The 25,733-nt window shown below is 68.2% G+C and carries 22 protein-coding genes; 1 reads left to right on the top strand and 21 read right to left on the bottom strand.

Features of this window, described 5'->3' with window-relative positions; genetic code table 11:
- Window positions 1-9: 9 nt before the first annotated feature.
- From C8261_RS08350 to C8261_RS08370, 5 genes are all read right to left on the bottom strand, one after another.
- On the bottom strand, window positions 10-1,287 hold the full coding sequence (locus tag C8261_RS08350; RefSeq protein WP_107493209.1) for a glutamate-5-semialdehyde dehydrogenase: 1,278 nt from the start codon (window positions 1,285-1,287) through the stop codon (window positions 10-12).
- Window positions 1,288-1,318: 31 nt separating this feature from the next.
- On the bottom strand, window positions 1,319-2,359 hold the full coding sequence (holA, locus tag C8261_RS08355; RefSeq protein WP_107493210.1) for a DNA polymerase III subunit delta: 1,041 nt from the start codon (window positions 2,357-2,359) through the stop codon (window positions 1,319-1,321).
- Window positions 2,356-2,862 (bottom strand): LPS-assembly lipoprotein LptE, encoded by a 507-nt coding sequence (locus C8261_RS08360; protein WP_107493211.1) that lies wholly within the window; start codon window positions 2,860-2,862, stop codon window positions 2,356-2,358. The genes holA and C8261_RS08360 overlap by 4 nt, the downstream gene beginning before the upstream one ends.
- Before the next feature lie 8 nt (window positions 2,863-2,870).
- On the bottom strand, window positions 2,871-5,498 hold the full coding sequence (gene leuS / locus C8261_RS08365) for a leucine--tRNA ligase (RefSeq protein WP_107493212.1): 2,628 nt from the start codon (window positions 5,496-5,498) through the stop codon (window positions 2,871-2,873).
- A 248-nt stretch (window positions 5,499-5,746) separates the two neighbouring features.
- Window positions 5,747-6,073, bottom strand: coding sequence for a hypothetical protein (locus C8261_RS08370; protein WP_107493213.1), 327 nt, complete (start codon window positions 6,071-6,073; stop codon window positions 5,747-5,749).
- A 284-nt stretch (window positions 6,074-6,357) separates the two neighbouring features.
- Here C8261_RS08370 and C8261_RS08375 point away from each other — a divergent pair, with 284 nt between their 5' ends.
- Entirely contained in the window at window positions 6,358-8,547 is a 2,190-nt protein-coding gene (locus C8261_RS08375; protein ID WP_107493214.1) for a UvrD-helicase domain-containing protein, read from the top strand.
- 20 nt (window positions 8,548-8,567) lie between these two features.
- Here C8261_RS08375 and C8261_RS08380 read toward each other — a convergent pair whose 3' ends face one another.
- The 16 genes from C8261_RS08380 to C8261_RS08455 all read right to left on the bottom strand — a co-directional run bounded on the left by C8261_RS08380 (window position 8,568) and on the right by C8261_RS08455 (window position 25,732).
- Window positions 8,568-9,347 (bottom strand): ParA family protein, encoded by a 780-nt coding sequence (locus tag C8261_RS08380; protein ID WP_107493215.1) that lies wholly within the window; start codon window positions 9,345-9,347, stop codon window positions 8,568-8,570.
- A gap of 60 nt (window positions 9,348-9,407) precedes the next feature.
- The gene (locus C8261_RS08385) at window positions 9,408-13,865 is read right to left on the bottom strand and encodes a DUF6701 domain-containing protein (RefSeq protein ID WP_146161660.1); all 4,458 of its coding nucleotides are present in this window, start codon (window positions 13,863-13,865) and stop codon (window positions 9,408-9,410) included.
- Window positions 13,862-14,242, bottom strand: coding sequence for a hypothetical protein (locus tag C8261_RS08390; RefSeq protein ID WP_107493217.1), 381 nt, complete (start codon window positions 14,240-14,242; stop codon window positions 13,862-13,864). The genes C8261_RS08385 and C8261_RS08390 overlap by 4 nt, the downstream gene beginning before the upstream one ends.
- Window positions 14,239-15,063, bottom strand: a complete 825-nt coding sequence (locus C8261_RS08395) for a prepilin-type N-terminal cleavage/methylation domain-containing protein (protein ID WP_107493218.1) — start codon at window positions 15,061-15,063, stop codon at window positions 14,239-14,241. Before C8261_RS08395 ends, C8261_RS08390 begins: the two co-directional genes overlap by 4 nt.
- A 13-nt stretch (window positions 15,064-15,076) precedes the next feature.
- Entirely contained in the window at window positions 15,077-15,517 is a 441-nt protein-coding gene (locus tag C8261_RS08400; RefSeq protein WP_181358887.1) for a type II secretion system protein, read from the bottom strand.
- Window positions 15,507-16,022, bottom strand: a complete 516-nt coding sequence (locus C8261_RS17600; RefSeq protein WP_107493220.1) for a GspH/FimT family pseudopilin — start codon at window positions 16,020-16,022, stop codon at window positions 15,507-15,509. Before C8261_RS17600 ends, C8261_RS08400 begins: the two co-directional genes overlap by 11 nt.
- Before the next feature lie 54 nt (window positions 16,023-16,076).
- The gene (locus C8261_RS17805) at window positions 16,077-16,490 is read right to left on the bottom strand and encodes a type II secretion system protein (protein WP_107493221.1); all 414 of its coding nucleotides are present in this window, start codon (window positions 16,488-16,490) and stop codon (window positions 16,077-16,079) included.
- 32 nt (window positions 16,491-16,522) lie between these two features.
- On the bottom strand, window positions 16,523-17,011 hold the full coding sequence (locus C8261_RS17810; protein ID WP_181358888.1) for a type II secretion system protein: 489 nt from the start codon (window positions 17,009-17,011) through the stop codon (window positions 16,523-16,525).
- Window positions 17,012-17,112: 101 nt separating this feature from the next.
- Window positions 17,113-18,339, bottom strand: coding sequence for a type II secretion system F family protein (locus C8261_RS08420; RefSeq protein WP_107493223.1), 1,227 nt, complete (start codon window positions 18,337-18,339; stop codon window positions 17,113-17,115).
- 22 nt (window positions 18,340-18,361) lie between these two features.
- Entirely contained in the window at window positions 18,362-20,134 is a 1,773-nt protein-coding gene (locus C8261_RS08425) for a GspE/PulE family protein (protein ID WP_107493224.1), read from the bottom strand.
- 4 nt (window positions 20,135-20,138) lie between these two features.
- A complete protein-coding gene (locus tag C8261_RS08430) occupies window positions 20,139-21,485 on the bottom strand; it encodes an SH3 domain-containing protein (RefSeq protein WP_107493225.1) in 1,347 nt (448 codons plus the stop codon).
- Window positions 21,482-22,354, bottom strand: coding sequence for an ExeA family protein (locus C8261_RS08435; protein ID WP_107493226.1), 873 nt, complete (start codon window positions 22,352-22,354; stop codon window positions 21,482-21,484). The genes C8261_RS08430 and C8261_RS08435 overlap by 4 nt, the downstream gene beginning before the upstream one ends.
- A 13-nt stretch (window positions 22,355-22,367) precedes the next feature.
- Complete coding sequence (gene mshL, locus C8261_RS08440) at window positions 22,368-24,065, bottom strand: pilus (MSHA type) biogenesis protein MshL (protein ID WP_107493227.1); 1,698 nt, start codon at window positions 24,063-24,065, stop codon at window positions 22,368-22,370.
- Window positions 24,062-24,442 carry a hypothetical protein gene (locus C8261_RS08445; protein ID WP_107493228.1) on the bottom strand — a complete coding sequence of 127 codons (381 nt, stop codon included), beginning with the start codon at window positions 24,440-24,442 and terminating at the stop codon, window positions 24,062-24,064. Before C8261_RS08445 ends, mshL begins: the two co-directional genes overlap by 4 nt.
- Window positions 24,435-25,109, bottom strand: a complete 675-nt coding sequence (locus C8261_RS08450) for a type II secretion system protein M (protein WP_181358889.1) — start codon at window positions 25,107-25,109, stop codon at window positions 24,435-24,437. Before C8261_RS08450 ends, C8261_RS08445 begins: the two co-directional genes overlap by 8 nt.
- Window positions 25,106-25,732 carry a hypothetical protein gene (locus C8261_RS08455; RefSeq protein WP_107493230.1) on the bottom strand — a complete coding sequence of 209 codons (627 nt, stop codon included), beginning with the start codon at window positions 25,730-25,732 and terminating at the stop codon, window positions 25,106-25,108. The genes C8261_RS08450 and C8261_RS08455 overlap by 4 nt, the downstream gene beginning before the upstream one ends.
- Window position 25,733: the final 1 nt, after the last annotated feature.

Raw genomic sequence — 25,733 nt, forward strand, 5'->3', positions numbered from 1 at the left:
CGGCGGATCTCAGCGCCGGATCTCGCCGTTGCCGAAGACGACCCACTTCTGGCTGGTCAGCCCTTCCAGGCCGACCGGGCCGCGGGCGTGGATCTTGTCGGTGGAAATGCCGATCTCCGCACCCAGGCCGTACTCGAAGCCGTCGGCGAAACGGGTCGAGGCGTTGACCATCACCGAGGCCGAGTCGACCTCGCGCAGGAAGCGCATCGCGCTGCTGTAGTTTTCGGTGATGATGGCCTCGGTGTGGCCGGAGCTGTAGCCGTTGATGTGGGCAATGGCCTCGTCGAGCCCGTCGACCACCTTCACCGCGATGATGGGCGCGAGGTATTCCTCGCGCCAGTCGGCGTCGACTGCCTCGCGCAGCCGTTCGGCAGCGACGCCGGCCTCGCGCAGCAGGGCCAGCGCCTCCGCGCAGCAGCGCATCTCGACGCCCTTGGCGGCGAGCATGTGGCCGATTGCCGGGAGGCACAGGTCGGCGACGGTGCGCGACACCAGCAGCGACTCGGCGGTGTTGCAGGTGCCGTAGCGCTGCGTCTTGGCGTTCTCGACGATGGGCACCACCTTGGCGGGATCGGCCTCGTCGTCGACATAGACGTGGCAGTTGCCGTCGAGGTGCTTGATCACCGGCACGCGCGCGTCGCGGGAAATGCGTTCGATGAGGCCCTTGCCGCCGCGTGGCACGATGACATCGACGAACTCGGGCATGGCGATCAGTTCGCCCACTGCGGCGCGGTCGGTGGTGTCCACCACCTGCACCGCATGTTCGGGCAGGCCGGCGGCAGCGAGCCCGGCGCGCACGCAGGCGGCGATGGCCTGGTTGCAGTGCAGGGCCTCCTTGCCGCCGCGCAGGATGGCGGCGTTGCCGGACTTCAGGCACAGCGCCGCGGCGTCGGCAGTAACGTTTGGGCGGGCTTCGTAGATGATGCCGATGACCCCCAGCGGTACGCGCATGTGGCCGACCTGGATGCCCGAGGGGCGGCGCTTGACGTTGCTGATCTCGCCCACCGGGTCGGCGAGGGCAGCGATCTGTTCGAGGCCCGCGGCCATGGCTTCGACGCCCTTGTCGCTGAGGGTGAGGCGGTCGAGCAGCGCGGCGTCGAGGCCGGCAGCGCGGGCTTCGTCGAGGTCGCGGGCATTGGCGGCGAGCAATTCGTCACGGCGGGCGCGGATCTCCGCCGCCATCGCCAGCAGGGCGGCGTCCTTGGCGGCGGTGGAGGCCGCGGCCAGCTGCCGCGAAGCGGCGCGGGCCTGGCGGCCGAGGGTGTGCATGTAGTGCTGGATGTCCATCTTGGCGGTCCGGTGACGGGCGTCGAAAGGCTCAATTAGAGCATCGATTCGCCTTCTGCTGCACCCCCGCGGCTGCCAGGCGCAGGCTGAGCTGGAGGAACTCGTCCCACACGTCGCCGGCGGCCAGCCCCTTGATGATGCGGTCGATGCGTGCGGCGTGGAGCAGGGCGGCGCGCAGTGCGGCGCTGGAGAGACGGGGCAGGGCGCGGCTGATGGCCTGCTTGCGGCGTTCGTCGAAGACGCGCTCGGCCTTCAGCAGCGCGGGCAGCGGCTGGCCGCTGTCCTGGCCGCCCTTCACGGTGGCAAGGGTGCGGATCTCGTTTGCCAGTGCCCACAGCACCAGCGGTGGTGCCGCGCCCTCGCCGGCAAGGCCGTCGAGCAGGCGCGCGCAGCGCGCCGGGTCGCCTTCGAGGACGGCCTGGCGGAGCTTGTCGATGTCGTAACGGGCGACGTTGAGTACGGCGTCCTGGACCTGGGCGAGGTTGAGGCGGCCCTCGCCGTGGAGAAGCGCGAGCTTGCGGATTTCCTGGTGTGCGGCGAGCAGGTTGCCTTCGACGTGGTCGGCGATGAAGGCAAGGGCTTCGGCATCGGCATCCAGCCCCTGGCTGCGCAGCCGCGCGGCGATCCACGCCGGCAGTTGGGCGCGTTCGGGGGCGTTGGCCTCGATCACCGTCGCCTGTGCGCCCAGTGCGGTAAACCAGGCAGCCTTGCGCGCCTGCCAGTCGAGTTCGGGCAGGGTGATCAGGGTCACCACCCCGCCGGGCAGTGCCGCGGCATAGCGCTGCAAGGCGTCACCGCCGTCACGTCCGGGTTTGCCGGAAGGGATGCGCAGGTCGATCAGCTTGCTGCCGCCGAACAGCGACAGGTTGCCGGCAGCCATCAACAGGCTGTCCCAGCGGAAACCCTGGCCGACCACCAGCGTCTCGCGCTCGTCGAAACCCTGGCGGCGGGCCGCGGCGCGGATCGCGTCGGTGGCTTCGAGCACCAGCAGCGGCTCGTTGCCGTGCACCACCCACAGTGGCGCGAGCGGGCGTTCGAGCTGGGCGGCGAGCTGCTCCGGGCGCAGGTTCACATCCGTACGGCGGCCAGACGGCGCATCAGCTGTTCAACCAGCTCCTTCTCCATGTCGCGTTCGAGCAGCGCCTCTTCCTGCTCCTTGGCGAGGATGCGGTCATCCTGGAAGGTGTACTCGCGCTGTGTGCGCAGCATGGTCGGCGGAATCAGGGGTTCTCCGCTGCGGTCGAGGAGCTGGAAGCCGAGCTCGCGGGTGAGCTGGTATTCGCGTACCTTGCCGGCCCCGGTGAGGCTGAGGATTTCGCGACCGCTGCGGTTTTCGAGGATCTGCAGCTGCACGTCGGCCTGCGCGGGGTTGGTGACCACCGTGGTGGTGCCGCTGGCGGCAATCTGCCGGGCGAGCTGGGCGCCGAAGCCGGTCACCGGGCTGACGCCGAGGTGGATGGTGGAGAAGGCCAGCGCCTGTGGGCCGCGCAGGCGAAAGCCGCAGCCGCCGAGCAGGGCTCCGGCGCTGAGGGCGGCGCCGGCGAGCAGCAGGCGGCGACGGGAGGGTGTATGCATGGCTGACCTCAGGCGACGATATTGACCAGACGGCCGGGTACCACGACGACCTTCTTCGCCGCGCGCCCTTCCATGAACTTCTGCGCCGCCTCGGAGGCCAGTGCGAGGGCCTCGATGTCGGCGCGCGCGGCATCGGCGGCGACCTTGATGCTGCCACGCAGCTTGCCGTTGACCTGCAGCATCAGCTCCACTTCGTCCTGCTCCAGCGCCGCGGCGCTGACCTCGGGCCAGCTCGCCGCGAGGATGTCGGCGCCGAAACCGCATTCCTGCCAGAGGGCGTGGCAGATGTGCGGGGTGATCGGCGAGAGCAGGCGCAGCAGGATGGAGAAGCCTTCCTCGGCGACTTCGGCGTGGGCGCCGGGGGCCGCGGCGGCCAGTTCCTTGTGCGCCTTCTCGAGCGCATTGAGGATCTTCATCGCCGCCGACACCACGGTGTTGAACTGGTGCTTGCCGAAGTCGTAGCTGGCCTGCTTGAGGTGGGTATGGATCTCGCGGCGCACGTCGGCCGCCGCCGCGGGCAGCGCGTTGGCGGCGAGCGCGCGCTCGGCCGGCAGCGCGGCGCGCGTCTCGCTGGCAAAAGCGTGGCCGTAGTTCCATACCCGGCGCAGGAAGCGCGAGGCGCCCTCGACGCCGGAATCGGACCATTCGAGCTGCTGGTCGGGCGGGGCGGCGAAGATGATGAACAGGCGCGCGGTGTCGGCGCCATACTGGTCAACCAGCGACTGCGGATCGACACCGTTGTTCTTCGACTTCGACATCTTCTCGGTGCCGCCGATGACCACCGGCAGGCCGTCGGATCCCAGCCTGGCGGCGACGATGCGGCCGCGCTCGTCACGCTCGACGACGACGTCGGCCGGGTTGATCCACTGCTTCTTGCCGCCGTCGAGCTCGCGGTAGTAGGTCTCGGCCACCACCATGCCCTGGGTGAGCAGGGCGTTGAAGGGTTCGGAGGCCTTCACCAGGCCGCAGTCGCGCATCGCCCGGGTGAAGAAGCGCGAGTAGAGCAGATGCAGGATGGCGTGTTCGATGCCGCCGATGTACTGATCGACCGGCGCCCAGTAATCCACCCGCTCATCGACCATCGCGGTGGTGTTGTCGCTGCAGGCGTAGCGCAGGAAGTACCACGACGATTCGACGAAGGTGTCCATGGTGTCGGTTTCGCGCTTCGCCGGCTTGCCGCACTTCGGGCAGGTGCACTCGTAGAACGAAGCCATCTTGGCGAGTGGTGAACCGCGCCCGGTGACCTCGACGTTCTCGGGCAGCACCACCGGCAACTGTTCGTCCGGTACCGGCACGTCGCCGCAGTCGGCGCAATGGATCATCGGGATCGGGCAACCCCAGTAGCGCTGGCGCGAGATGCCCCAGTCGCGCAGGCGGTACTGCACACGCTTGGCGCCCAGACCCTTTGCGGAGAGGTCCGCAGCGATGGCATCGACCGCGCCCTGGAAGTCGAGGCCGTCATACTTGCCGGAATTCACCAGGCGGCCGTATTCGGCGTAGGCGTCCTGCCAGGGGGCGACGGTGTCGGTGTAGGCCTCCGCGCCGACCACCATGCGGATCGGCAGTTCGTACTTGGTGGCGAAGGCGAAGTCGCGTTCGTCGTGGGCCGGCACCGCCATCACCGCGCCTTCGCCGTAGCCCATCAGCACGTAGTTGGCGACCCAGACTTCGAGCGCCTCGTCGGTGAGCGGGTGACGCACCTTGAGGCCGGTGGCCATGCCCTTCTTTTCCATCGTCGCGATGTCGGCCTCGGCGACGCCGCCGCGCTTGCATTCCTCGATGAACCCGGCGAGTGCCGGGTTGCCGGTGGCGGCTTGAGTGGCGAGCGGGTGTTCGGCGGCCACGGCGACATAAGTCGCGCCCATCAGCGTATCGGCGCGGGTGGTGAACACCTTCAGTGCGCCTTCGTGGCCGATGCTGTCGACATCGAAGGGGAAGCTGATCTCCACGCCCTCGGAGCGCCCGATCCAGTTCTTCTGCATCAGCTTGACCTGCTCGGGCCAGTTCGGCAGCTCGTCGAGCGCGGACAGCAGTTCGTCGGCGTAGGCGGTGATCTTCATGTAGTACATGGGGATCTCGCGCTTCTCCACCAGCGCACCGGAGCGCCAGCCGCGGCCGTCGATGACCTGCTCGTTGGCGAGCACGGTCTCATCCACGGGGTCCCAGTTCACCGTGCCCAGACGCTTGTAGATGAGGCCCTTCTCGTACAGGCGGGTGAACAGCCACTGCTCCCAACGGTAGTACTCGGGCGTGCAGGTGGCGAGTTCGCGCGACCAGTCGATGCCGAAGCCGAGGCGCTTGAGCTGCCCCTTCATGTACTCGATGTTGGCGTAGGTCCACTGCGCCGGCGGCACGTTGTTCTGGATCGCGGCGTTTTCTGCCGGCATGCCGAAGGCGTCCCAGCCCATCGGCTGCAGCACGTTGCAGCCCTTCATGCGGTGAAAGCGCGCCAGCACGTCACCGATGGTGTAGTTGCGCACATGGCCCATGTGCAGTTTGCCCGAGGGGTAGGGGAACATCGACAGGCAGTAGTACTTCGGGCGGCCGGCATCCTCGACGGCGCGAAAGGCCTGGGTGCGCTCCCAGTGCTGCTGGGCGGCGGATTCGAGCTCGGCGGGCTGGTATTTTTCCTGCATGGGCGGGGCTTCGGGGCTTGACGTTGAGAACACGCGAGTATAGCGCGAAGGCGCACTCAGGGCTTGTGAAGGAATCGTCGCGAGCGCCAGCCGCGCGGCGGATTGATTCACCAGTCGGAGAGTGCTGCCGTGCGCGTCGGGGTGGGCGCGGGCAAAAAAACGGCACCCGGATTGCGCCGGATGCCGAACTCCAATGAAGGAGAGGAGGGAGACGGTGTGCCGGAGGGCTTCCGGCGCGCAAGGGCGCCTCAGGCGGCCTTGCGGAAAGTGTCGAGGTTGCGCTGCCAGTTTGCCGAGATGGCGGTAAAGACATCTTCCATGGCCAGCAGCGGCAGGCGCCACATGCGGTTCTGGCTGCGCACCAGCGGGGTCACGCGCGGCGCACAGAGGGTGTCGCGTTCGGCTTCGAGGAGCGCCAGGAAATGATCCATGGCTGCGCCCCAGTATTCGGCGTTGCCCACCCAGCCGGTTTCGGCGGTGGCTTCGCGGACGGCCTTGCGCCACAGCACGGTGGCGCGTTCTTCGGAAACACCCGCCTTGCGGGCATACCACGGTAGCAGTTTGGGGGTCTTCATGGCGGTTCTCCTGTGGGCCCGATGGGGCCTCTTCAACGGGCTTTCCGGCCTTGTGGGCACGTCAGCCGATTCCTTGCAACAGCCTGCGGGCAAGATTCATGCAGGGTTCTCTGTTGCTGTGCACAACTTAAAGTTAATCCATCAAAACGGCCTTTGCAAGCTCGATTTGTTGCGTGTTGTTGCGACGCAACAATACGCCTCCGTCTGGAAGTTGCGGCCGCTCTGGCGTGCTTGCGGGCGGGGGCGTGTGCAGGAGGTAGAATGCGTGCATCCAAGGAATGCCCATGTCCGACCTGCTCGCCAAACTCAATACCGAACAACTGCAGGCTGTCACCCTGCCGCCCCAGCACGCGCTGATCCTCGCCGGCGCCGGCTCCGGCAAGACCCGCGTACTCACCACCCGCATCGCCTGGCTGCTCAGCACCGGCCAGTGCGACCCGGCGGCGATCCTCGCGGTGACCTTCACCAACAAGGCCGCCAAGGAGATGCATGCGCGCCTCGGTGCGCTGCTGCCGATCAACACCCGCGGGATGTGGATCGGCACCTTCCACGGCCTCTGCAACCGCCTGCTGCGTGCCCATCACCGCGATGCCGGACTGCCGCAGCTGTTCCAGATCCTCGACTCCGCGGACCAGCTCGCCGCCATCAAGCGACTGCTCAAGGCACTCAACGTCGATGACGAGAAGTTCCCCCCGCGCGAACTGCAGCACTTCATCAACGCGCAGAAGGAAGCTGGACTGCGCCCCGCTGCCGTCGACGTCTGGGACGACTACAGCCGCCGCCGGGTGGAGCTCTATCAGGAGTATGAAACACAATGCCAGCGCGAGTCTGTTGTGGATTTTGCGGAGTTGCTGCTGCGCACCTTCGAGCTCCTTGAGCGCAACGAGCCGGTGCGACGCCACTACCAGCGCCGTTTCCGCCACATCCTGGTCGATGAGTTCCAGGATACCAACCGCCTGCAGTACCGCTGGCTGAAGCTGCTCGCCGGTGGCGAACCGCCGGCCTGCCTGTTCTGCGTCGGCGACGATGACCAGTCGATCTACCGCTTCCGCGGCGCCGAGGTCGGCAACATGCGCGATTTCGAACGCGAGTTCCAGGTCACCGGCGTGATCCGCCTGGAGCAGAACTACCGCTCGCACGGCAACATCCTCGATGCCGCCAACGCCATCATCCGCAACAACAGTGCCCGGTTGGGCAAGAACCTGTGGACGGAAGCCGGTGCCGGCGAGCCGATCCGGATCTTCGAGGCATTCTCCGATAGCGACGAGGCGCGCTGGGTCGTCGACGAAATCCAGCAGCTGGTGCGCGACGGCGCGCTGCGTGCCGACATCGCCCTGCTGTACCGCTCCAACGCGCAGTCACGGGTGCTGGAGCACGCGCTGTTCTCGGCGGGCATTCCCTATCGCGTGTATGGCGGCCTGCGCTTCTTCGAACGCCAGGAGATCAAGCACGCGCTCGCCTACCTGCGCCTGATCGCCAACCCCGACGACGACACCGCCTTTGCGCGGGTGGTGAACTTCCCCACCCGCGGCATCGGTGCGCGCTCCATCGAGGCCTTGCAGGACGCCGCGCGCACCTGGAGCACCAGCCTGTATGCCACCGTGCCCCATCTCGGCGGCAAACCCGGCACCGTGCTTGCCCAGTTCGTCCGCCTGATTGAGGAATTGCGCCGGGAGACGGCGCGCCTGCCGCTGCCCGAACTGGTCGATCACGTGCTCGACCGCTCCACCCTGCGCGACCACTACAAGAGCGAGAAAGAAGGGCGCGAGCGCCTGGAAAACCTCGACGAGCTGATTGCCGCGGCGGCCAATTTCACTGCCGAGGCGCAGGCCGGGGCCGAGGCGCTGGCCGCCGATCACGCCCTGCTGGCGGATTTTCTTGCCCATGCCTCGCTGGAGGCCGGCGAACACCAGGCCGACCAGGGCATGGACGCAGTGCAGTTGATGACCGTGCATGCCGCCAAGGGTCTGGAGTTCGACGCGGTCTTTGTCTCCGGCCTGGAAGAAGGCCTTTTCCCGCACGAGAACAGCATCCTGGAGTCCGAGGGGCTGGAAGAGGAGCGCCGGCTGATGTATGTGGCGGTGACGCGCGCGCGCCAACGCCTGTACCTGTCCTTTGCGCAGAGCCGCATGCTGCACGGGCAGACGCGCTGCAACCTGCGCTCACGCTTCCTTGAAGAGATTCCCGCGCCCCTCGCGCGCTGGCTGACGCCGCCGAAGCCTCGCGGCGGCCCTGGAGGGGGCTATTACGAGCCTCCGCGCGGCGCCTTCGCCCCGCGAGCGCAACCGGCGGCAGCACAGGCCTTGCCGGGCGGCCTGCGTGTCGGCCAGCTGGTCAGGCACGCACGTTTCGGCACCGGGGTGATCATCGCCGCCGAAGGCAGCGGTTCGGATGCGCGCGTGCAGATCAATTTCGGCGATGCCGGCATCAAGTGGCTGCTGCTCGGCGTGGCGAAGCTCGAAGCCTGCGCCTGAGCCCTGTCGCTGGGCGGGATTCAGGTGCCGTACTTGCGCGCCAGACTGTCGTGCAGGTCGACGAACTCCTGCGCCAGCTTGTGGCGCGGGTCGAGGTGGATCATCGGCCTGGCCTGCTCGTGGGATTCCTTGATCTTCACCGATGCCGACAGGTAGGGCGCCAGTACCGGCAGGCCTTCGGCAATCAGCTCATCGACGACCTTGCGCGGCAGGCTGGCGCGCGGCTGGAACTGGTTCACCACGATGCCTTCAACGGCCAGTTCGCGGTTGTGGTCGGCCTTGATCTCCTCGACGTTTTCCAGCAGCGCATACAGTGCGCGGCGTGAAAAGTCGTCGCAATCGAAGGGGATCAGGCAGGCATTGGCAGCGATCAGCGCCGAACGGGTGTAGAAGTTCAACGCCGGCGGGGTGTCGATCCACACGCAGTCGTAGTCTTCGGCGAGCTCGTCGAGGGCGTCGCGCAGCTTGTAGATCTTGTAGCGCGATTCGAGCTTGCCCTGCAGCTCCTCCAGTTGCGGGTGCGAGGGCATGACGTGGAGCCTGTCGAAGGGCGAGGCGACGATGAACTCCTCGGTGGCCTTGGGGTTGAGCTTGAAGTTCAGCGTCTGGTCGAAGAAGTCGGCCAGTGTGGTGTCCTGGTCGGCACCGTCGGCACCGAGCAGGTACTGGGTGGAATTGCCCTGCGGATCGAGGTCCACCACCAGCGTGCGCAGCCCCTTGTGCGCGCCGATGGCCGCGAGGTTGCAGGTTATGGTGGACTTGCCCACTCCGCCCTTCTGATTGAACACCACGCGTCGCATCGTTCTTCTCCCCGTTTGGCTGGCCAGATTATGCCCAAAAAGCTTGCCGGGGTGAGGTTTTCAGCGCCACACCTCGCGCATGCGGATGACGCTCGGGTTGCCGCGGTAGAGGCCCCAGGTGGCGCGCCCGCGTGGGGTGTCGGGGGCGCCTAGCCAGCTCATCCCCGCAGCGTTGAGCTGTGGGGTGAGATCGACGAAGCCGGGGTTGCCGGCACCGGGGGCGCTGAACTGCAGTTGCAGCACACCGGCGGCGAAGGTGCCGAAGCCGCTGGCCGTGGTGCTGCCGTTGCCGACGGCGATGCTGCCGTCGACGCGCCCGTTTTGCTGGTTGTTGTCCAGGCGCAGGTGGGCGGGGGCGCCGAGGGCGCTGCAGTTGTCGTCCGCGTTGGTGACGAAGCGGCTGCCGTCGTAGTGTTCGGCGCGTACGACGACGTTGACCGGTTGCGTCTCCAGGTGCTGGTGGGCGTTGTCCACCGCCAGCCGCCCCCAGCGCAATTCGGTGCCAGCTATGGCGCCGATGCGCAGGGCGTCGCAGGCACCGTCGCCGTTGGCGTCGTAGCACGCGCCGTCACTGTCGGTGAGCGCGGCGGCGGGGATGTCGAGATCCACGCTGGCGGCGAAGGGCGCCAGCGGAGTGGCCGGCTTGCCGTAGCGCAGTTGCACATTGGTGAGGCTGGCTACGGCGCTGCCGTCGTAGATCTCGGTGCCGCTCCAGGCCACCGTGCCCGCGTCATCCTCGGCGAGCGTGGCGGCGGTGGCTGCGGCGTTGCCGTGGCTGCGCCCGCCCAGGGCTGCAGGCAGGCGCCAGAACGGGCCGGCATAGTTGAGGGTCACGCCGCCGGCGATGTTGAGTCCGCTGACGGTAAGCTGCGGCGCGACCAGATAGCCGAAGGGGCTGCCGAGATAGGTGAAGCTGGCGTTGCAGGCATTCTCCAGCACCGGGGTGTTGGCGCTTGCCGCCAGACGGGCGGGGATGAAGCGCCCGATCGGCAAGGAGTGTCCGCCCGCCACCGTCTCGCCAAAATAGGCGCCCGCCGGCGGAGTGGCGGTGAAGCGGAACACGCCGACTTCGGAGACCGATTGCTGCAGGTTGCGCTCGCCGCCGTCGGCGGCCACCAGGTCGAGCGCATTCACGCCGGTGCTGCCGGGCTGGCCGGCAAGTGGGGCGACCACTTCGCTGCCCAGGACGATACCCCCCTGGCGGTAGTTGGGGGTGGTGGCGTTGCCGGTGCACAGGTCGCCATCGCCGTCGACCTCCCAGGCCACGGCGCGGATGCCCAGCGGGAAGAGGGCGCCGGCGCGGGCGAAAGCGGGGCAGGTATGGTCGCCGGCAAGGCAGTGGGCGCCCGCTGCGCTGCTGTCGATGCAGAAACCGGCGGGCTTGACGACGAAGTCGTCGCTGCCATTGAGGGTCAGGCCGCTGTCCTCGTTGGCGGCGCTGCCCTGGTAGCGCGCCAGCAGGGTCATCAGGCCGGCGTCGGCATAGCGTACGCTGATGCGTGCATCGGCGTTGGCGTCGAAGTCCAGCGTCAGGTTGGTCCACGTGGCGGTATTGCTGATCGCACTGCCATCGACGTGGACGCGCGCGCTGCCCGTGGCCGGGTCGGCATACTGCGAGCGGAAGCCTACGGTGCGCGCTCCGGTCAGCGCCGGGGCACATGTTTCCGGATTGGCCGGATCGGTGCGCCGGGCAGAAATCACGATCTCGCCCTGCGGGCGGTTGGCGATCAGCGTGGGGATGTCGAATACCAGTCCGCTGGCATTGAACTGCAGTGTGCAGTTGCCCTCCACGCCGTTGCGGAAGCAGCGCGTGACGTTCGCCGCGGTGGGGATGCTGGTGGCGATGCCCAGGGTCGCCGTACCCGCGGTATTGCGGCGTAGCTGGAATACCGCGCTGCCGCCGCTGAAGGTCTTGCTGTTGCTGCCGCCGAGCCAGTACTGGGAGGAGGTGTTGGCTGGCTGCAGGGTGAGGTCGACACTGCCGGCATAGAGCGCGCTGCAGGCATTGTTGGCGCAGGCCTGGATGGTCACCGACTCCGGTGCGCAGGTCAGTCCGCTGCCGTCGTGGACGATGCGGAAATGGTTGATCGGGTTCTGCAGGGGCTCCATGCGCAGTGCGCAGACATCAAGGTTGTCAATCTCGTGGTTGTCGTTGCTGCCGCCGGTGGAGCCGGTGAGGGTGAGCAGGAGGTTCTCCGGCACCGCCGCCTGACCTGCGCTCGCCAGCACATTGACCGGGCCGATGAGGGTCTGGAAACCGCTGCCGGTATCGCGCTCGACGGTCACCCAGGATTGCCCGGCGGTCTGGCTGTCGATGGTGATGCGGTAGCGCTGGCCGGCGGTGGTGCGCAGGGTCGGTGACAGCGTGGCGGTGCCGGCGATGTAGGCGTAGCCCGTCTGGCCACTGCCCGAGCCGCGCATTGCCACGGAGTTCTGCCGTCTTCCGGGGCCGCCGTTGCGCCCCTCGGTGGGGTTGGAATAGTTGCCGTAGGTGTCGAGCGCGACGCCGATCCAGCCGCCCGCAAAACCACTCACCCCGCTGCGGTTGGCATAGCCCAGCGAGCCGCCGTACCCCCCGGGGGCCGGCGTCTGGGCCGCGTCCGAGAGCACCACGGCGATGCCGTCGGCGCCGCTGCCACCGTAGGCATGGAAGTCGAACTCGAGGGTGACGAGATTGCCGGCCGAAGGGAAGACGCGCTGGAAGGTTGCCGCGGTGGCGACGTTGGCGGTGTTGTCGGTCAGGCGCAGGCGCCCATCGACGATGCGCGGATTGCCGAAGCTGCCGCTGCGGTTGGTTACCGCCCAGTCGTCGCCGACTTCGCTGCGAGCGAAGTTGTCGGAGACGCACTGGAAGGCGGGTGGGCATAGGCGTTCGGAGCCGTCCAGGTTCTTTCCGGCAGACTGCTTGGCATGAATGTCGGCGACCTGGCCGGCGTCAAGGACGCTGTCGAAGATCAGCACTTCATCGACATCGCCAACCAGATAGGCGGCGGCTGCGCTGGCATTGGTGTTTTCGATCCGGCCGATGCTCGAGAAGGGGGTGGTGACTGCCCCTGAGCCGGTGGTGCCGCTGCGGTTCAGACTGCCGTCGATATAGATGGTGTACGCGCCCGAAGAGGCGTTGCGGGTGAGGACGATGTGGTGCCACTGGCCGTCGTTGATGGCGACGGTCGATCTGGCGTTGTCGTCGTTGCCTTTGGAGATGCCGATCCGTCCGGAGGCGTCCAGCCATCCCCAGAAGATGTCGTTGGTGCCGCCTGCCTGCTCCACGCCGCTCACCCCGGGCGCTCGCCAGTTGGTGTCGTCACCGGTCTGGGTGGTCCTGATCCAGAAACTCAGGCTGGCGGTGCCGGAAAGCACGGAGGAGAGATTGTCCACCTGGACGTGGCTGCCGCCATCGAAGCGCCCTGCCCGGCAGATCGCTCCCGGTGCGGTAGTCGCTGCGCCGTCGATCGCCGTGCCATGGCGGGCATTGCCGCTGCCGTCGACGACTTCTCCGGTTGCGCCACTCCACACCGCTTCATCCATTGCGTAGGCTGCCACGGGCGGGGGTAGTGCGGAAGCGTTGCAGCGCGGGTGGTCAGGTGTGCAGATGCCGATGACCCGGCTGCTGCCGTCGATACTCAGGCTGCCGTTCCAGCCACCGGCGGTAACGTTGCCGACAACGGTGGTGTTGGTGGTCAGGGTGATCGTGTTGCTGCTGGCGGTAATGTTGCCCAGGATCGTGCCGCCCGAAATCGAGACCGGGCTGCCGTTGCTGCTGACGTTGCCGGTGATGTCGGTATTGGTGGCAATAACTGCGCAGCAGTTTGAATGCACGTTGCCAATCACCGTGCCGCCGACCAGAGTGATGCGGCCGTTGTTTGCAGTGATGCTACCGCTGATGTCGGTGTCGGTGGCATAAACCCGGCAGCAGGCCGATTCCACGTCGCCGCTCACGCGGCCGCCGCTGAGCCGGATCTCGCCGCTGTTCGCGGTGATGTCGCCACCAATCTCGGTGTCGCGGGCGGTAACGCCGGAACGGGCATTCACGGTGCCGCTTACCGTGCTATCGGTCAGGTTGGACGAGCCGTTGGTCAAGATGGTGCCGGTCAGGTTCGTTCCGTTCAGGTTGATGGCGCCCGAGCTGGTCGAGGACAGGTTGCCGTACAAGGTGTTGCCGGTGCCGTTGGCCTGGATGGCCCCCCAGCGGGTCTGGACGTCGAGCCTGTCGGTTGCGCTGCCCAAGGTATTGTTACCCTGAAGCGTGATGCCACCGAAGACAATCAGCGTGAGCTCCGAATTCGGCACGATGCTGTCCCCGGCGGAGAGGGTGATGCTGCCGCTGCAGGTGCGAGTGCTGCCCGAAGCGGACCAACTGCCGCCGCTGCAGGTGGGGTAGTTGCCGGGGTTGCCGGGGCTGCCGTTCAACCCGAAGTTGGCAGCATGCGCCGGAAGTACGGTGCACAAGGTCAGCAGCACCGCGATGATGCCGCGTCCGAGGCAGGAAGAAGCTGGTGTGATGAGCTGTCCGGTCATGGCGAGATCCACAGGGTCATTGTCGCTTCCCGTGTCGCAGCCCCTGCTGGCGAGGCGCTTGTCGCCGTGGCCACGCTGGTGACGCGTATAACGTTCAGTTGTTCGCCGCCCTCGGTCACGCTGCTGCCATTGCAGCTTACGTCAACGTCGAACCCGGCGAAGCTCAGCGTTCCGGAACAGGGCAGGCCGCTTGCTGCCCGATGCCGTCCCCACTCCACTCCGGCCCGCGTGGCGTACCAAGCCTGGCGACCCTCCTGTGCCATCAGCGTGCCGAGGTGCTGGGTGGCGCCCAACTGTATGATGACAGCACCGAGGCCGGACAGTACGACCATGATAAACACCACGGCGATAATGGAGAAACCGCGCTGCTGCTTCATGGGGCGTTAACCACCTGGGCCTGATAAAGCAGGTTGATGGACTCGCCCTCGGCGGTCAGCCCCAGGCGCAGGGTGACGAGGCCGTTGCGCACGTGGTCGCCGGGCTGGTAAGTGAACTGACACAGACTTACGCGGTCGGCAAGCAGGGCCCCATCGCTGCTGCCAAAGCCGGCGGGTTGTGCCGGACTGAAGCCGTAGCCGGTGTGGCGCCGCAACTGGCCGTCAGCACAGAAGTAGCTCACCGGCCCGCTGGCGGGCACTACGTCGAAGCGCTGGGCGCCGAGTGAGGGGAAAGGGAAGAGCCTGGCGGTGCTCAGGCTCATCGTTCCGCCTGCGAACGCCGCGATCGGCGCGCGATTGTCGCCGATGTAGGCGTTGGCGGCTGGTCCGCTGGCGGTGGCGTTGTAAATTACCAGTTGGTCTCCGGGTGCCGCGCCCGCCGCGAGTCCGCCGAGGACGTCGAAGCTGCTGTCGGCGGCGGCAAAATCCAGCGGATCGGACGCGGGGTCGGCCGGATCGGGCAGGGCGCGGTAGCGTCCGCCATCGGTGGTGGGGATGAACTCCAGATAGCTTCCGCCACCGGCAATCCGCACGCTGTTGGGCAGCGCCATGCGCAGCTCGCGGACCATGCGGGTGAGCGCCAGATCTGCCTCCGCAACGAGTTCGGCGCGGCGTGCCTGGTCTTCGAAGGCTCGGAAGGGCTGCAGCAGTATGCCCGCGGAGAGCCCGCCAAGGATGCCGAGGATGATGATCACCACCACCAGTTCGACCAGCGTAAAGGCTCTCTGAGTCGCGGCTGTTGTGAGGTTGCGATGCTTCACGGCGGCGCCCTGCTCAGTCCTCGGCACGGAAGCCGATGAGTTCGCTGCTAGCGCCGTCGCCGTTGACGAGCACGGTGATGCGGCAGCCCGGCACTCCGGCGAGCGTGTCACCGGCCACCGTCACCTGCACGCGGTAGCCGCTCAGCCCGGCCAGTTCAGCACCGCTCACGTCCACCGGCGGCTGGTCGTCCACACCGTCGTAATCGGCGACGAAAGCCCATTCTCCGCGTGCTGTGCCGCCCGCGCTCACGCCAGGACAGCGCATGCCCATGATCTCTTCGAGGTAGCCTTCGGCGAGCGCGATGGCCTGCTGCTGGAGCATCGGGTCGGCACTTCTGGACACGGTGTTGTTGAAGGCAGCGAGGATGCCGACCAGTCCTGCCGACAGCACGACGATGACGACGATGAGTTCGATAAGCGTGAAGCCGCGGCAAGGGCGATGCTCAGCGCACATGGCCGGTTTCTGCTTCCACGTTGATGCTGCGCGAACCGATGGCGACGGTCGTGCCGGCGCTCGGGCGGCCGAGGCCATCGAAGGACAGCGTGGCGCTGCCCACGGTGACCCCGGTTGGCGCTTCTCCCCGCCCCCTGGCCGATCCGTCCCACGGGCGGCCGCTGCCGGGGTTGAGCAGATAGGCGCCGCCGCTCGCCGGGCAAGCTGCAGCGGTGCAGATGCGGTAGGCGCCGCCGCCGAAAACCGCGCTCACCGTCGTGTTGCGGGCGACAGCGACCTGCCGCGCATAGCGCAGCGCGGCGACTGCCTCCTCGGTATAGCCGTACTCGTCGAAGCCGCCGGTATCCAGACGAGGTATGGCGACTACGGCGAGGATGCCGAGGAGGACGATGACGAGGACGAGCTCGATGAGGGTGAAGCCACGCGGGCGGGAGCATCGCCCCCGCCCGCGGTCAGCAAGCCGTCCGGATGAGGCGCAGCGTGTTTCGGTACGGCGCTCTGGCATGCAGGACCGCCGTACCGTGTTCCGCTTCAGCTCTTCCGGGCAGCGCACGTCTGTTTAGTCTGCTGTCGGAATGATAATTACATCATAAGTGGCCGCTCCGGATTCGGTGGATGCGATCTTGCAGGTATTAGTTGATTGTCCGCGGCTGGTTACGGGAATGGGGCCGCCAGAAACGGTGAACTTCGCGGCATCGACATCGGGGTCGATGAGGCCGTTGATCGCCGCGGTACATGTCGTCCCGCCTGCGATTGCGACGAAATCGGTGCCCGCAACTTTCCCTGGAATGCGACTGGTGGCGTAGTTGATTGACGAGCCTGAACCAACTGCGCCAGCTATTCCCTGCGCCGCAGCGTTTCCAGCGTCTCTGCCTAGATCGACAAACTTCGGCACCGCCACCGCCGCCAGAATGCCAAGAATGACGATGACGATGACCAGTTCGATGAGGGTGAAGCCTTGTTGCTGTTTCATGCTTGTTTCTCCGTGCAGGAAGTCAGGAAGTCTCAGCAGCCGCTGGTGTCGCGGGTGATGGTGGGACGGCCGCCGGCGGCGCTGGGCGCGGTGTAGGCCACGCTGCAGGTGGGGATGCCGTCGAGCTGCGCGGTACCGCCGCTGTAGGTCCACCGGCTGGGCAGGTCGTCGAACAGCGGGCGCAGGTTGGCGGCGGTGGCCTGGGGATAGCCGTAGACGGTGCTGACGCGGGTGGCCGCGGGGTTGCAGGCAGCGGCGGTGGCGGAGGTGCCGGTGGCGTTGGTCTCCAGGTTCACGCAGGCCGCGGCGCTGGTGTGCAGGCCGGCGGCGGCCATCTTGGCGAAGACGACGTTGGAGCCCGACTTCACCGCGGTGTAGTAGGAGTCCACCACGGCGATGCGGGCCTCGCGCTGCAGCGAGATGAACTTGGGAATCGCCACCGCGGCAAGGATGCCCAGGATGACGATGACGATGACCAGTTCGATGAGCGTGAAACCTTGTTGGTGTTGGCGCTGTGGCATGGCGGAAAACCCTCCGGTGGATAGTGCTTTTGGCTGAGTATAGCCCGGCACCGCGAGGCTGCCGGGCGTGAAGTGGGTCACGTTGTGACGGGCTTGGCGTTTCATCGGCGGCTGGCCAGCTGGGTGAGGTCCCACATCGGCAGGAAGACGCCGAGGGCGAGTACCAGCACCATGATGCCGACCACCACGGTGAGCAGAGGTTCGATGATGGCGCTGAGGTTGGCGATGTCGTACTCGACCTCGCGGTCGTAGAAGTCGGCGACTTCCAGCATCATCACGTCGAGCTGGCCGGTTTCTTCGCCGACGGCGATCATCTGCAGCACTACCGGGGTGAACACCTGCGCCTGTGCGGCGGTGCGCAGCAGGGAGTCGCCGCGCTCTACGCCGGCGCGCATGGCGAGGATCTTGTCGGCGATGTGGGCGTTGCCGCTGGCCCGCGCCACGCCGACCAGCGCCTGGGTGATGGGCACCCCGGCGCTCAGCGCGACGCCCATGGCGCGGGTGAAACGCGCCAGGGTGGCGCGCAACAGCACGTCGCCGACCTTGGGGATGCGCAGCTTGGCGCGGTCCCACCACAGACGGCCGCTGTCGGTGGCGGTCCAGCGCCGGAAGGCGAACACCGCCAGCGCCAGACCGACGAGGATGAGGGGCCAGTAAGCGCTGGCGAAGGTGGAGATTGCCAGCAGGATGCGGGTGGGCAGCGGCAGTTCCATGTTGGTGCTGGCAAAGACCCCGGCAAAGGCGGGAATGACCAGCACGGTGAGCACGCCGATGGCAATGCCGATGGCGACGATGACGAAGGTGGGATAGCGCATCGCCGCCTTGACGCGGTCGATGACCACCTTGTCGCGCTGCAGGTAGTCGTACATGCTCTGAAAGGCGCGGTCGATCTGCCCGGTCATCTCGCCGACGCGCAGGATGCTGATGTAGAGCGTGCCGAAGACGTCGATGTGGCGCGCGAAGGCGCTGGAGATGTCGCGCCCGCCTTCGAGGTCGCGGCCGATTTCCTTGAGGATAGCGGCAAAGCGCGGGTTGGGGGTGGATTCGGCGAGCCGCATGAGGCCCTGGATGATGGGGACGCCGGCCTTGGTGATGCTGTACATCTGGCGGCTGAAGAGGATCAGGTCGTCGAGGCTGATGCGGCGTTCGAAGAGGGCAGCAAGGTCGATGCCGCTGCCGGCGCTGCCGCCCTGCACCTCATCGACCTGCAGCGGAATCACGCCACTGTCGGCAAGCTGGCTGGCCGCGGCCTGCGCAGAGTCGGCACTCACCCTACCTTCGCGCAGGGTGCCGGCGGCGTCGCGGGCGCGGTAGCTGTAGGTCTTCATCGCGGTGTATCAGTGACGGCGCTCATACGGGGATCTGCTGGCCGGCGTAGTCGAGGCTGGCGAGTGCCTCCAGTTCCACTTCGCCGCCCATGCGCACGACCTCTTCCAGCGAGGTGATGCCGCGCGCGGCGAGGTCGAGGGCGTTCTGCGCCAGGGTGCGGAAGCCCGGGCGTTCGCGCACCAGGCGGTGGAAGCTGCTGACGTCGCCACGGCGCAGGGCGTCGGCGAGCGGCTCGTCGATGTCGAGGAACTCGAACACGCCGACGCGGCCCTTGTAGCCGGTGTTGTTGCACTGCATGCAACCGCTGCCGTGGCGGAAGCCGTTGGCGGCGGTACCCACCTGCAGTTCCGGCATGGTGCGCAGCCAGGCCAGTTCGTGGGCGTCGGGGGTGTGCGGTTCGGCACAGTTGGGGCAGACGCGGCGCACCAGGCGCTGGGCGAGCACGGCTTCCAGCGAGGTGGCGACGAGGTAGCCGGGCGCGCCCATGTCGATGAGGCGGTTGGCGGTGCTGACGGCGTCGTTGGTGTGCAGGGTGGACAGCACGAGGTGGCCGGTCATTGCCGCGCGCAGGCCGATCTCGGCGGTCTCCTGGTCGCGCATCTCGCCGATCAGGATGATGTCGGGGTCCTGGCGCAGCGCGGTGCGCAGCACGCCGGCAAAGCTGAGGTTGATCTTGAAGTTCACCTGCACCTGGTTGATGCGCGGCAGGCGGTATTCGACCGGGTCCTCGATGGTGATGATCTTCTTGCCCGGCTCGTTGAGCTCGGCGAGGGCGGAGTACAAGGTCGAGGTCTTGCCGCTGCCGGTGGGGCCGGTGACCAGCACCATGCCGTGGGGCTTGCGGATGGCGCGGCGCAGGCGGCGCACCATGTCCGCCGGCATGCCGACATGGTCGAGGCCGAGGATGCCCTGCGATTGGTCGAGCAGGCGCATCACCACCGATTCACCGTGAATGGTCGGCATGGTGGACAGGCGCACGTCCACGCTGCGATCGCGCACGCGGATGTTGAAGCGGCCGTCCTGCGGCAGGCGCCGTTCGGAGATGTTGAGACCCCCCATCAGTTTCAGGCGCGAGACCAGCGCCGAGGCGATGCGGCGCTCCTTCATCACCTGCTCCTGGAGCACGCCGTCGATGCGCTGGCGGATGCGCAGCACCGCTTCGTCGGGCTCGATGTGGATGTCGGAGGCGCCGACCTGCACGGCGTCCTCGAACAGGGTCTGCAGCAGGCGCACCACCGGGGCGTCGGCGACGTCGGTGCCGGCCGCGAGGCGGGCGAGGTCGAAGTCGGTCTCGGCCAGTTCCTCGCCGAGTTCCTCGGCGATCGAGGAGATCTCGTCGGTGCGCCGGAAGACGTTGTCGAAGGCGGCGAGCAGGTCGGCTTCGCGCACCACCGCCACCTTGATGCCCTGCTGCAGGATGCGGGCGATCTCGTCCTGGGCAAAGATGTCGGTGGGGTCGGCCATGCCGATCAGGAAGCCGCCGCGGTCGTCGAGCACGATGGCGCGGAAGCGTCGTGACAGGGTTTCCGGCAGGCGGCGCACCAGCTCCGGGCGGAACTGGTACTGGCGCAGGTCCACATAAGGTACCTGGAGCTGACGGGAGAGGAAGTCGAGAAGGCCCTGGTCGTCGATGTAGCCCAGGTCTACCAGCGTGCGGCCGAGGCGCACCCCGGTCTTCTTCTGCTCGGTGAGGGCGGTCTCCAGCTGCTGCTGGGTGATCACGCCGTTGTCGACCAGCAGGTCGCCGAGGCGGATGCGCTTGCGGCCGGGGGCGGCGGCGGGGGCTTCGGTCATCGTCTCAGTCTCCGGTGCCACGCAGCACGCTCAGGCGGCTGCGCGCATGGCGCTCCAGTGCGGGGTCGAGCGGGGTGGCGGCGAGGGTCTGCTCCCAGGCGCTGCGCGCGGGGCCGTGCTCGGCGAGCGCCTCGAGCGAGATCGCCAGCCCGGCCCAGGTGGTGGCGGCGCGCTGACCGCGTGCGATGGCCTTGCGGTAGGCGGCGACCGCTTCGGCATGGCGGCCGACGCGCTGGCGCAGCGCGCCCAGTACGGTGAGGGCTTCGCCGTCGAGGCTGTCCTCGCCGACCCCCTCCAGGCTGCGCAGGGCGCCGGCGGCATCGCCGCGGTCGGCGAGCAGGCGGGCGTGCAGCACGGCGGCGCGAGGGACGTGCAGGAGATCGGCGAGCAGGGCTTCCAGCTCGGCGCTGCGTTGCTGGCGCAGCAGCAGCGCGGCGAGGGTGTTGAGGGCCTCGCTGTGCCCGGGATCGGCGGCCAGCGCGCGGCGCAGGGCGCTCTCCGCCGCCGCGCTGTCGCCGCGTTCGAGCGCGCGCAGGGCGTTGAGCTGCTCGCCGGCGGCGCGTGCAGCGGGGGCGGTCGCGGGGTTCGCGGGTGCCGGCGGCGGCGCAGTGGCTTGAGTGGCGAGCTCGGGAGGAGCGGCTTCCGTGGGGGCGGCGGCATAGGGTTCGAGCGCGGCGAAGTCGCGGCTGACCCAGCCGGTGGTGCCGTCGGCGGTGCGGATCTGGAGGAAGTGCGGATGGCTGTCGACCAGCAGCAGGTCGCTGCGTGCGCTGATGACGTGCAGCACGGTGCTGTCGAGGCTGGGCGCGGCACGCAGGTTGACGCGCTTGCCGGGGGCGATGAAGACCTGGCGTGCGGGTGCTGTCGCCGGCGGGGCGGCAGTGGTCACCGGCGCAGGGTTTGCCGCCGGGGGCGCCGTGGCCTCCGCCGACGGTGCCTCCGCGGCCTCCGCCGACGGTGCCTCCGCGGCCTCCGCCGACGGTATCTGCGCGTCCTCTGCCATGGGCGAGGAGGGCGAGGCTGCGGGCGTGTGCGCTGCCGCCTCCGGCGTCGGCGCAGCGGGGGGGGCAATCAGCGCAGCGCTGGCCGCTGCCGGCTCGGCGGCGGGTGTCCGGATCATTGCGTCGACGGCGCGCTGGTCGTGCCCGGCGGCGCGTTGCTGGCCGTACAGCAGGTAGCCGCCGAGGACGCCGAGGGCGAGGCCGACGCCAAGCAGCAGCGCCCAGCTCGGCGGCCAGCGCCGCGGGTGCAGCGGTGGCACGGTGACGGTGTCGTCGACCAGGGTGGATAGTCCATGGGGGCGGGCCTGGCGGCGGTCCATGTCGCGCAGGACGTCGTTGATCAGGCTCATGGGCTGCTCGGAGCAATGAGGGTGGACAGGCGCAGCAGGCCGAAACGGGCGGGCATGGTGGCGCCCTCGGTGTCGGCGACGGCGCGCAGCACGTGGCGGGTGTCAACCGCCTGGGCGCCTTCGCCGAAGGCGGCAAGCAGGGCCTTGTGGGCGAGGACGTTGATCAGCCGCGGCACGCCGCGGCTGCCGCGGTGCAGGCAGCGCAGTGCGCGGCGTCCGAACAGCGTCGCCGGGCGCGTGCTGCCGGCGTGCGCGAGGCGGTGGGCGACGTAGTCGCACAGCTGGGTGGTGTCGAGGGGGGCGAGGCGGTAGCTGAAGCCGATGCGGCTGCGCAGCTGGCGCAGGTGATGGGCGGTGAGGCGCTGGTCGAGTTCGGGTTGGCCGAACAGCACTACCGTCATCAGCTTGCGCTTCTCGCTCTCCAGGTTGCTGAGCAGGCGCAGGGCCTCGAGGGTGTGGTCGGGCATGGCCTGCGCTTCGTCCAGGCACACCACCACCCGCCGCCCTTCGCTGGCCAGCGCGATGAGGCGGTCGTTGAGGAGCTTGAGCTGCAGGTGCTGACCCAGCGCGCGCGGCGCGCTGGTGCCGAGTTCCTCGGCGAGCGCGGAGAGCAGGGTGTCGGGTTCGAGCAGGGGGTTGGGCAGCCAGGCACTGACGTACTCGGGGCCCAGGCTGGCGAGCAGCTTGCGGCACAGCAAGGTCTTGCCGGTACCGACCTCGCCGGTGATCTTGATGAAGCCCTCGCCGCCGGCGAGCGCCACCAGCAGCACGTTGAGCGCCTCCTGGTGCGCCCGTGCGGCGTAGAAGAAGGCGGTGTCCGGGGTCAGCAGGAAGGGGGCTTCGCGCAGGCCGAAGTGCTGCTCGTACATGGTGCGGCGTCGCTCAGCGCAGCGGCCCCTGCGGGGGCGCGAGGGTGTCGATGCGCTGGCCGGTGGCGCGCAGGTCGTCGTGCCAGACCTGCTCGTCGTCGACCACTATCGGCTTGAGCAGGATCACCAGTTCGGTCTTGCGGCGGCTCTGCTGGGTGTGGCGGAAGAGGTGGCCGAGCACCGGCATGTCGCCGAGCACCGGCAGGCTGGCCTTGCCGTCGCGCTGCACGTCCTGCATGAGGCCGCCGATGACGATGATCTGGCCGTTGCGCGCACGCACGATGCTGTCCGATTCGCGCGTGCTGGACAGCGCCAGGGGCAAGGTCTGGGTCTGGCCGAAGACGGTGAGGGTCTTGGTCTGGTCAACCACCTCGCTGACCGCCGGGCGCACGTGCAGGATGATCTCGCCGTTGTGGTCGATCTGCGGGGTGACGTCGAGGGCGATGCCGGAGAAGAAGGGCGTGAGCTCGATCTCCGGGTTGGTGTTGGTGGTGGTGCCGGTGGTGGTGTTGTTGCTCGACACGCGGGTGACGAAGAACTCGTCGGTGCCGACCTTGATCACTGCCTTCTGGTTGTTCATCGTCGCGATGCGCGGGCTGGAGAGCACCTGCACGTCGCCCTGGGTCTTCAGCAGTTCGATGAAGGCGGTGAAGTCGTTGAGGTTGAGGGCCAGCGAGAACACCCCGCCAAAGCCCGAGGCCAGGGTGTTCTGGACTTCCTGCAGCGCGCGCGGGTCGAGCACGCCGGTCTGGCCGCGGATGTCGGAAGCGCCGCTGCCGAAGATGGTGCCGCCACCGGTCATGCCGCCGACGATGGTCTTGTCGCTGCCGGGTCTGCCCAGCGCCGCCCAGTTGATGCCGCTCTGGAAGCCGTCGGAGAGTTCGACCTCGAGGATCTTGGCTTCGAGCAGCACCTGGCGGGTGATGCTCGACTGCAGCGAGCGCAGGAAGCTCTCCACCTCGCGCAGCTCGGCGGGCATGCCGCGCACCAGCACCAGCCCGGTGTGCGGATTGATCACCACGGCGCGGCCATTGCTGTCGGCACCGGCGGTGCTGCCGATGATGAGTTGCAGGGATTGCTCGAGTTCGGCCCAGAAATCGCTGCGACTGGCGGTCTCGATCTGGCTGCTGGCCGGGGCGGCGTTGTCGCTGCCCGAGGTGCTGCCGCTCTGGCTGCTGCCGCTGCCGCCGCCGCGCAGCTGTCCGGAGCTGACCCGGGTTTCGGTGCGCCCTTCGCGGGTGAGGTTGATGTAGTTGACGTTGAACATGCGTGACTGCAGGGCGGCCGGGAAGACCTGCCAGCCCGCGCTGCTGCGGCGCACGTCGTAGCCATAAACGTCGCGCACGGCAGTCAGCACGTCGGCCACGCTGACGTTGCGCAGGCTCAGCGTGAGGGTGCCGGAGACCGCCGGGTGGACGACGATGTTCTCCTCGCTGTCGTGCAGCAGCGACATGAAGAAGGTGCGCGCCTCGACTTCGCGCACGTCGATGTCGAAGCGGTGTTCGGGCGCCCGCGGAATTTCCAGGCTCACCGGTGGCAGCAGCGAGGCCGCGACCTCCGGGGGAACCTCGGCTGCGGCGGCGGGCGGCTGGCTGGCGGCGATCTCGGCGCGCAGGCGGTCGCTTGGCGACTCGCCGTTGAGCGCCGGGCGCGGGGTGGCGCAGGCGGCAAGCAGCAAGGCGGCGAGGAGGGCGGGCAGGCGTGGGCTCATGGTCGTGTTCCGTTCCGCCCGGCAGGGCGTTTGCTGATCCCCGGGGAGGAAAATTGCAGGGTGATGTCGCCGTCGTCGGTGCGCAGACGTACCGCGGCGGCATCGATGTGTACCACCTCGGCGCTGCCGATGTGGTCGCCGCGGCGCACCGTGAGGTCGTTGATCACCGCGTAGCGGTCGTCGGCGCCGATGCGCGTGGCCTGCAGGACGAGGGCGTCCGCGGGTGTCGCTGCGGCCGCCGCTGCGGCGGGGGCGAACAGTCCCGCGGGCGGGCGCAGGGGGTCGGGAATGGAGTCGGGAACGGGGCCGTCGGCAGCGCTGCCGGTGAGCGGGCAGAGCAGTGCCAGGGTGAGCAGCAGGCGCGTGGCTTCAGACACCGATCCACTCCTCGTCGAGGCTGAGGGTGTACAGACGCAGGGTGAAGCGCGCCTGGCCATCGGCGTCAGCGGCGATGCTGAGGAGCTCCCAGCCCAGCGTCCACGGCAGGGCCTCGATGGCACCGAGGTAGGCCAGCAGGGCGGCGTACTCGCCGCGCAGATCGAGCTCCACACCGCGCTGCCAGATGCCCGGGCCGGTGTCCGCCGGGGCTGCTTCAGTGTCGGCGGCGGCAGGGCGTTCGAGTACGGGCTGTGCCGGCAGGCTGCGCAGGCCGTGCAGGCTGAGACCGCCGGTTTGCGACACCAGGGCACGCAGTACGCGGGTCATCTCGGTGGCGCTGATGAAACGTGCGCTGGCTTCCTGCAGGCGCACTCCGGTGGCGCTGGCTTCGCGCTGCAGGGCGGCGATGCGGGCCTTCATGGCGGCGTCGGGGTCGAGCTCGAGCTCGGCCTGCAGCATCGCCTGCTGCGCATCGAGAGTGGCGAGCTGGGTACGGGCCTCGGTCAGACGTGCGCTGTCGCTGCGCCAGCTGCGCTGGGCAGGGGCGATGAAGAGACTGTCGGTGACGAAGATCAGCAGTGCCGCGAGGGCGCCGAGGAGCAGGGCGCGCTCGCGCACGGTGCGCGCGTCGAGACGGGCGAGGAGGGTGTTCCAGGCCTCTTTCATCGCACCTCCCCGCCGTCCGTGGTGCATCCGCCGTGCTTGCAGCCGGCGATGACGCTGAAATCGAGCCAGCGTCCGTCGTCACCGCCGCGGACGATGTCGAGCTCGCCGAAGCTGAGCCCGGCAAACGCCTTTTCACGGCCCAGCCCTTCAAGATAGACCGGCAACAGGTCGGCGTCGATGACGCTGCCATGAAGGACGAGGTCGGCACCGCCGTTGCCGATATGCACGCCGCGCAGCCACAGTCCCTGCGGGCGCTGGCGGCCGAGGCCGGCAACGAAGGTGGACAGCGGTGCGTCGGCGGCGGGACGGCTGGCGATGTCGACCAGCCGGCGCAGGTGCTGCAGGCGGCGCTCGAGATGGCGAGCCTGCTCGGCGAGGGCGGCATCGGGCTGGCGCGCCTCAAGGCGTCCGCCAAGTTCGGCGACGCTGGCCTGGCGTTCGGCGAGTGCGCCATTCACACGCAGCAGTTCGTCGCGCGGGGTGGCGGCACGCTGCGTCATCCACAGCGCGGCGAGCACGCACAGCGCGCTGACGGCAAGCAGGGCGAAGACCACCTGGCGGCCCGGCAGCACCGCCTTGCGTTCGCGCAGTTCGTCCTGAAAGAGGTTGATTTGCTGGCGCATG

This window comes from Pseudothauera lacus (genome assembly GCF_003034845.1).
GTDB lineage: Bacteria > Pseudomonadota > Gammaproteobacteria > Burkholderiales > Rhodocyclaceae > Pseudothauera > Pseudothauera lacus.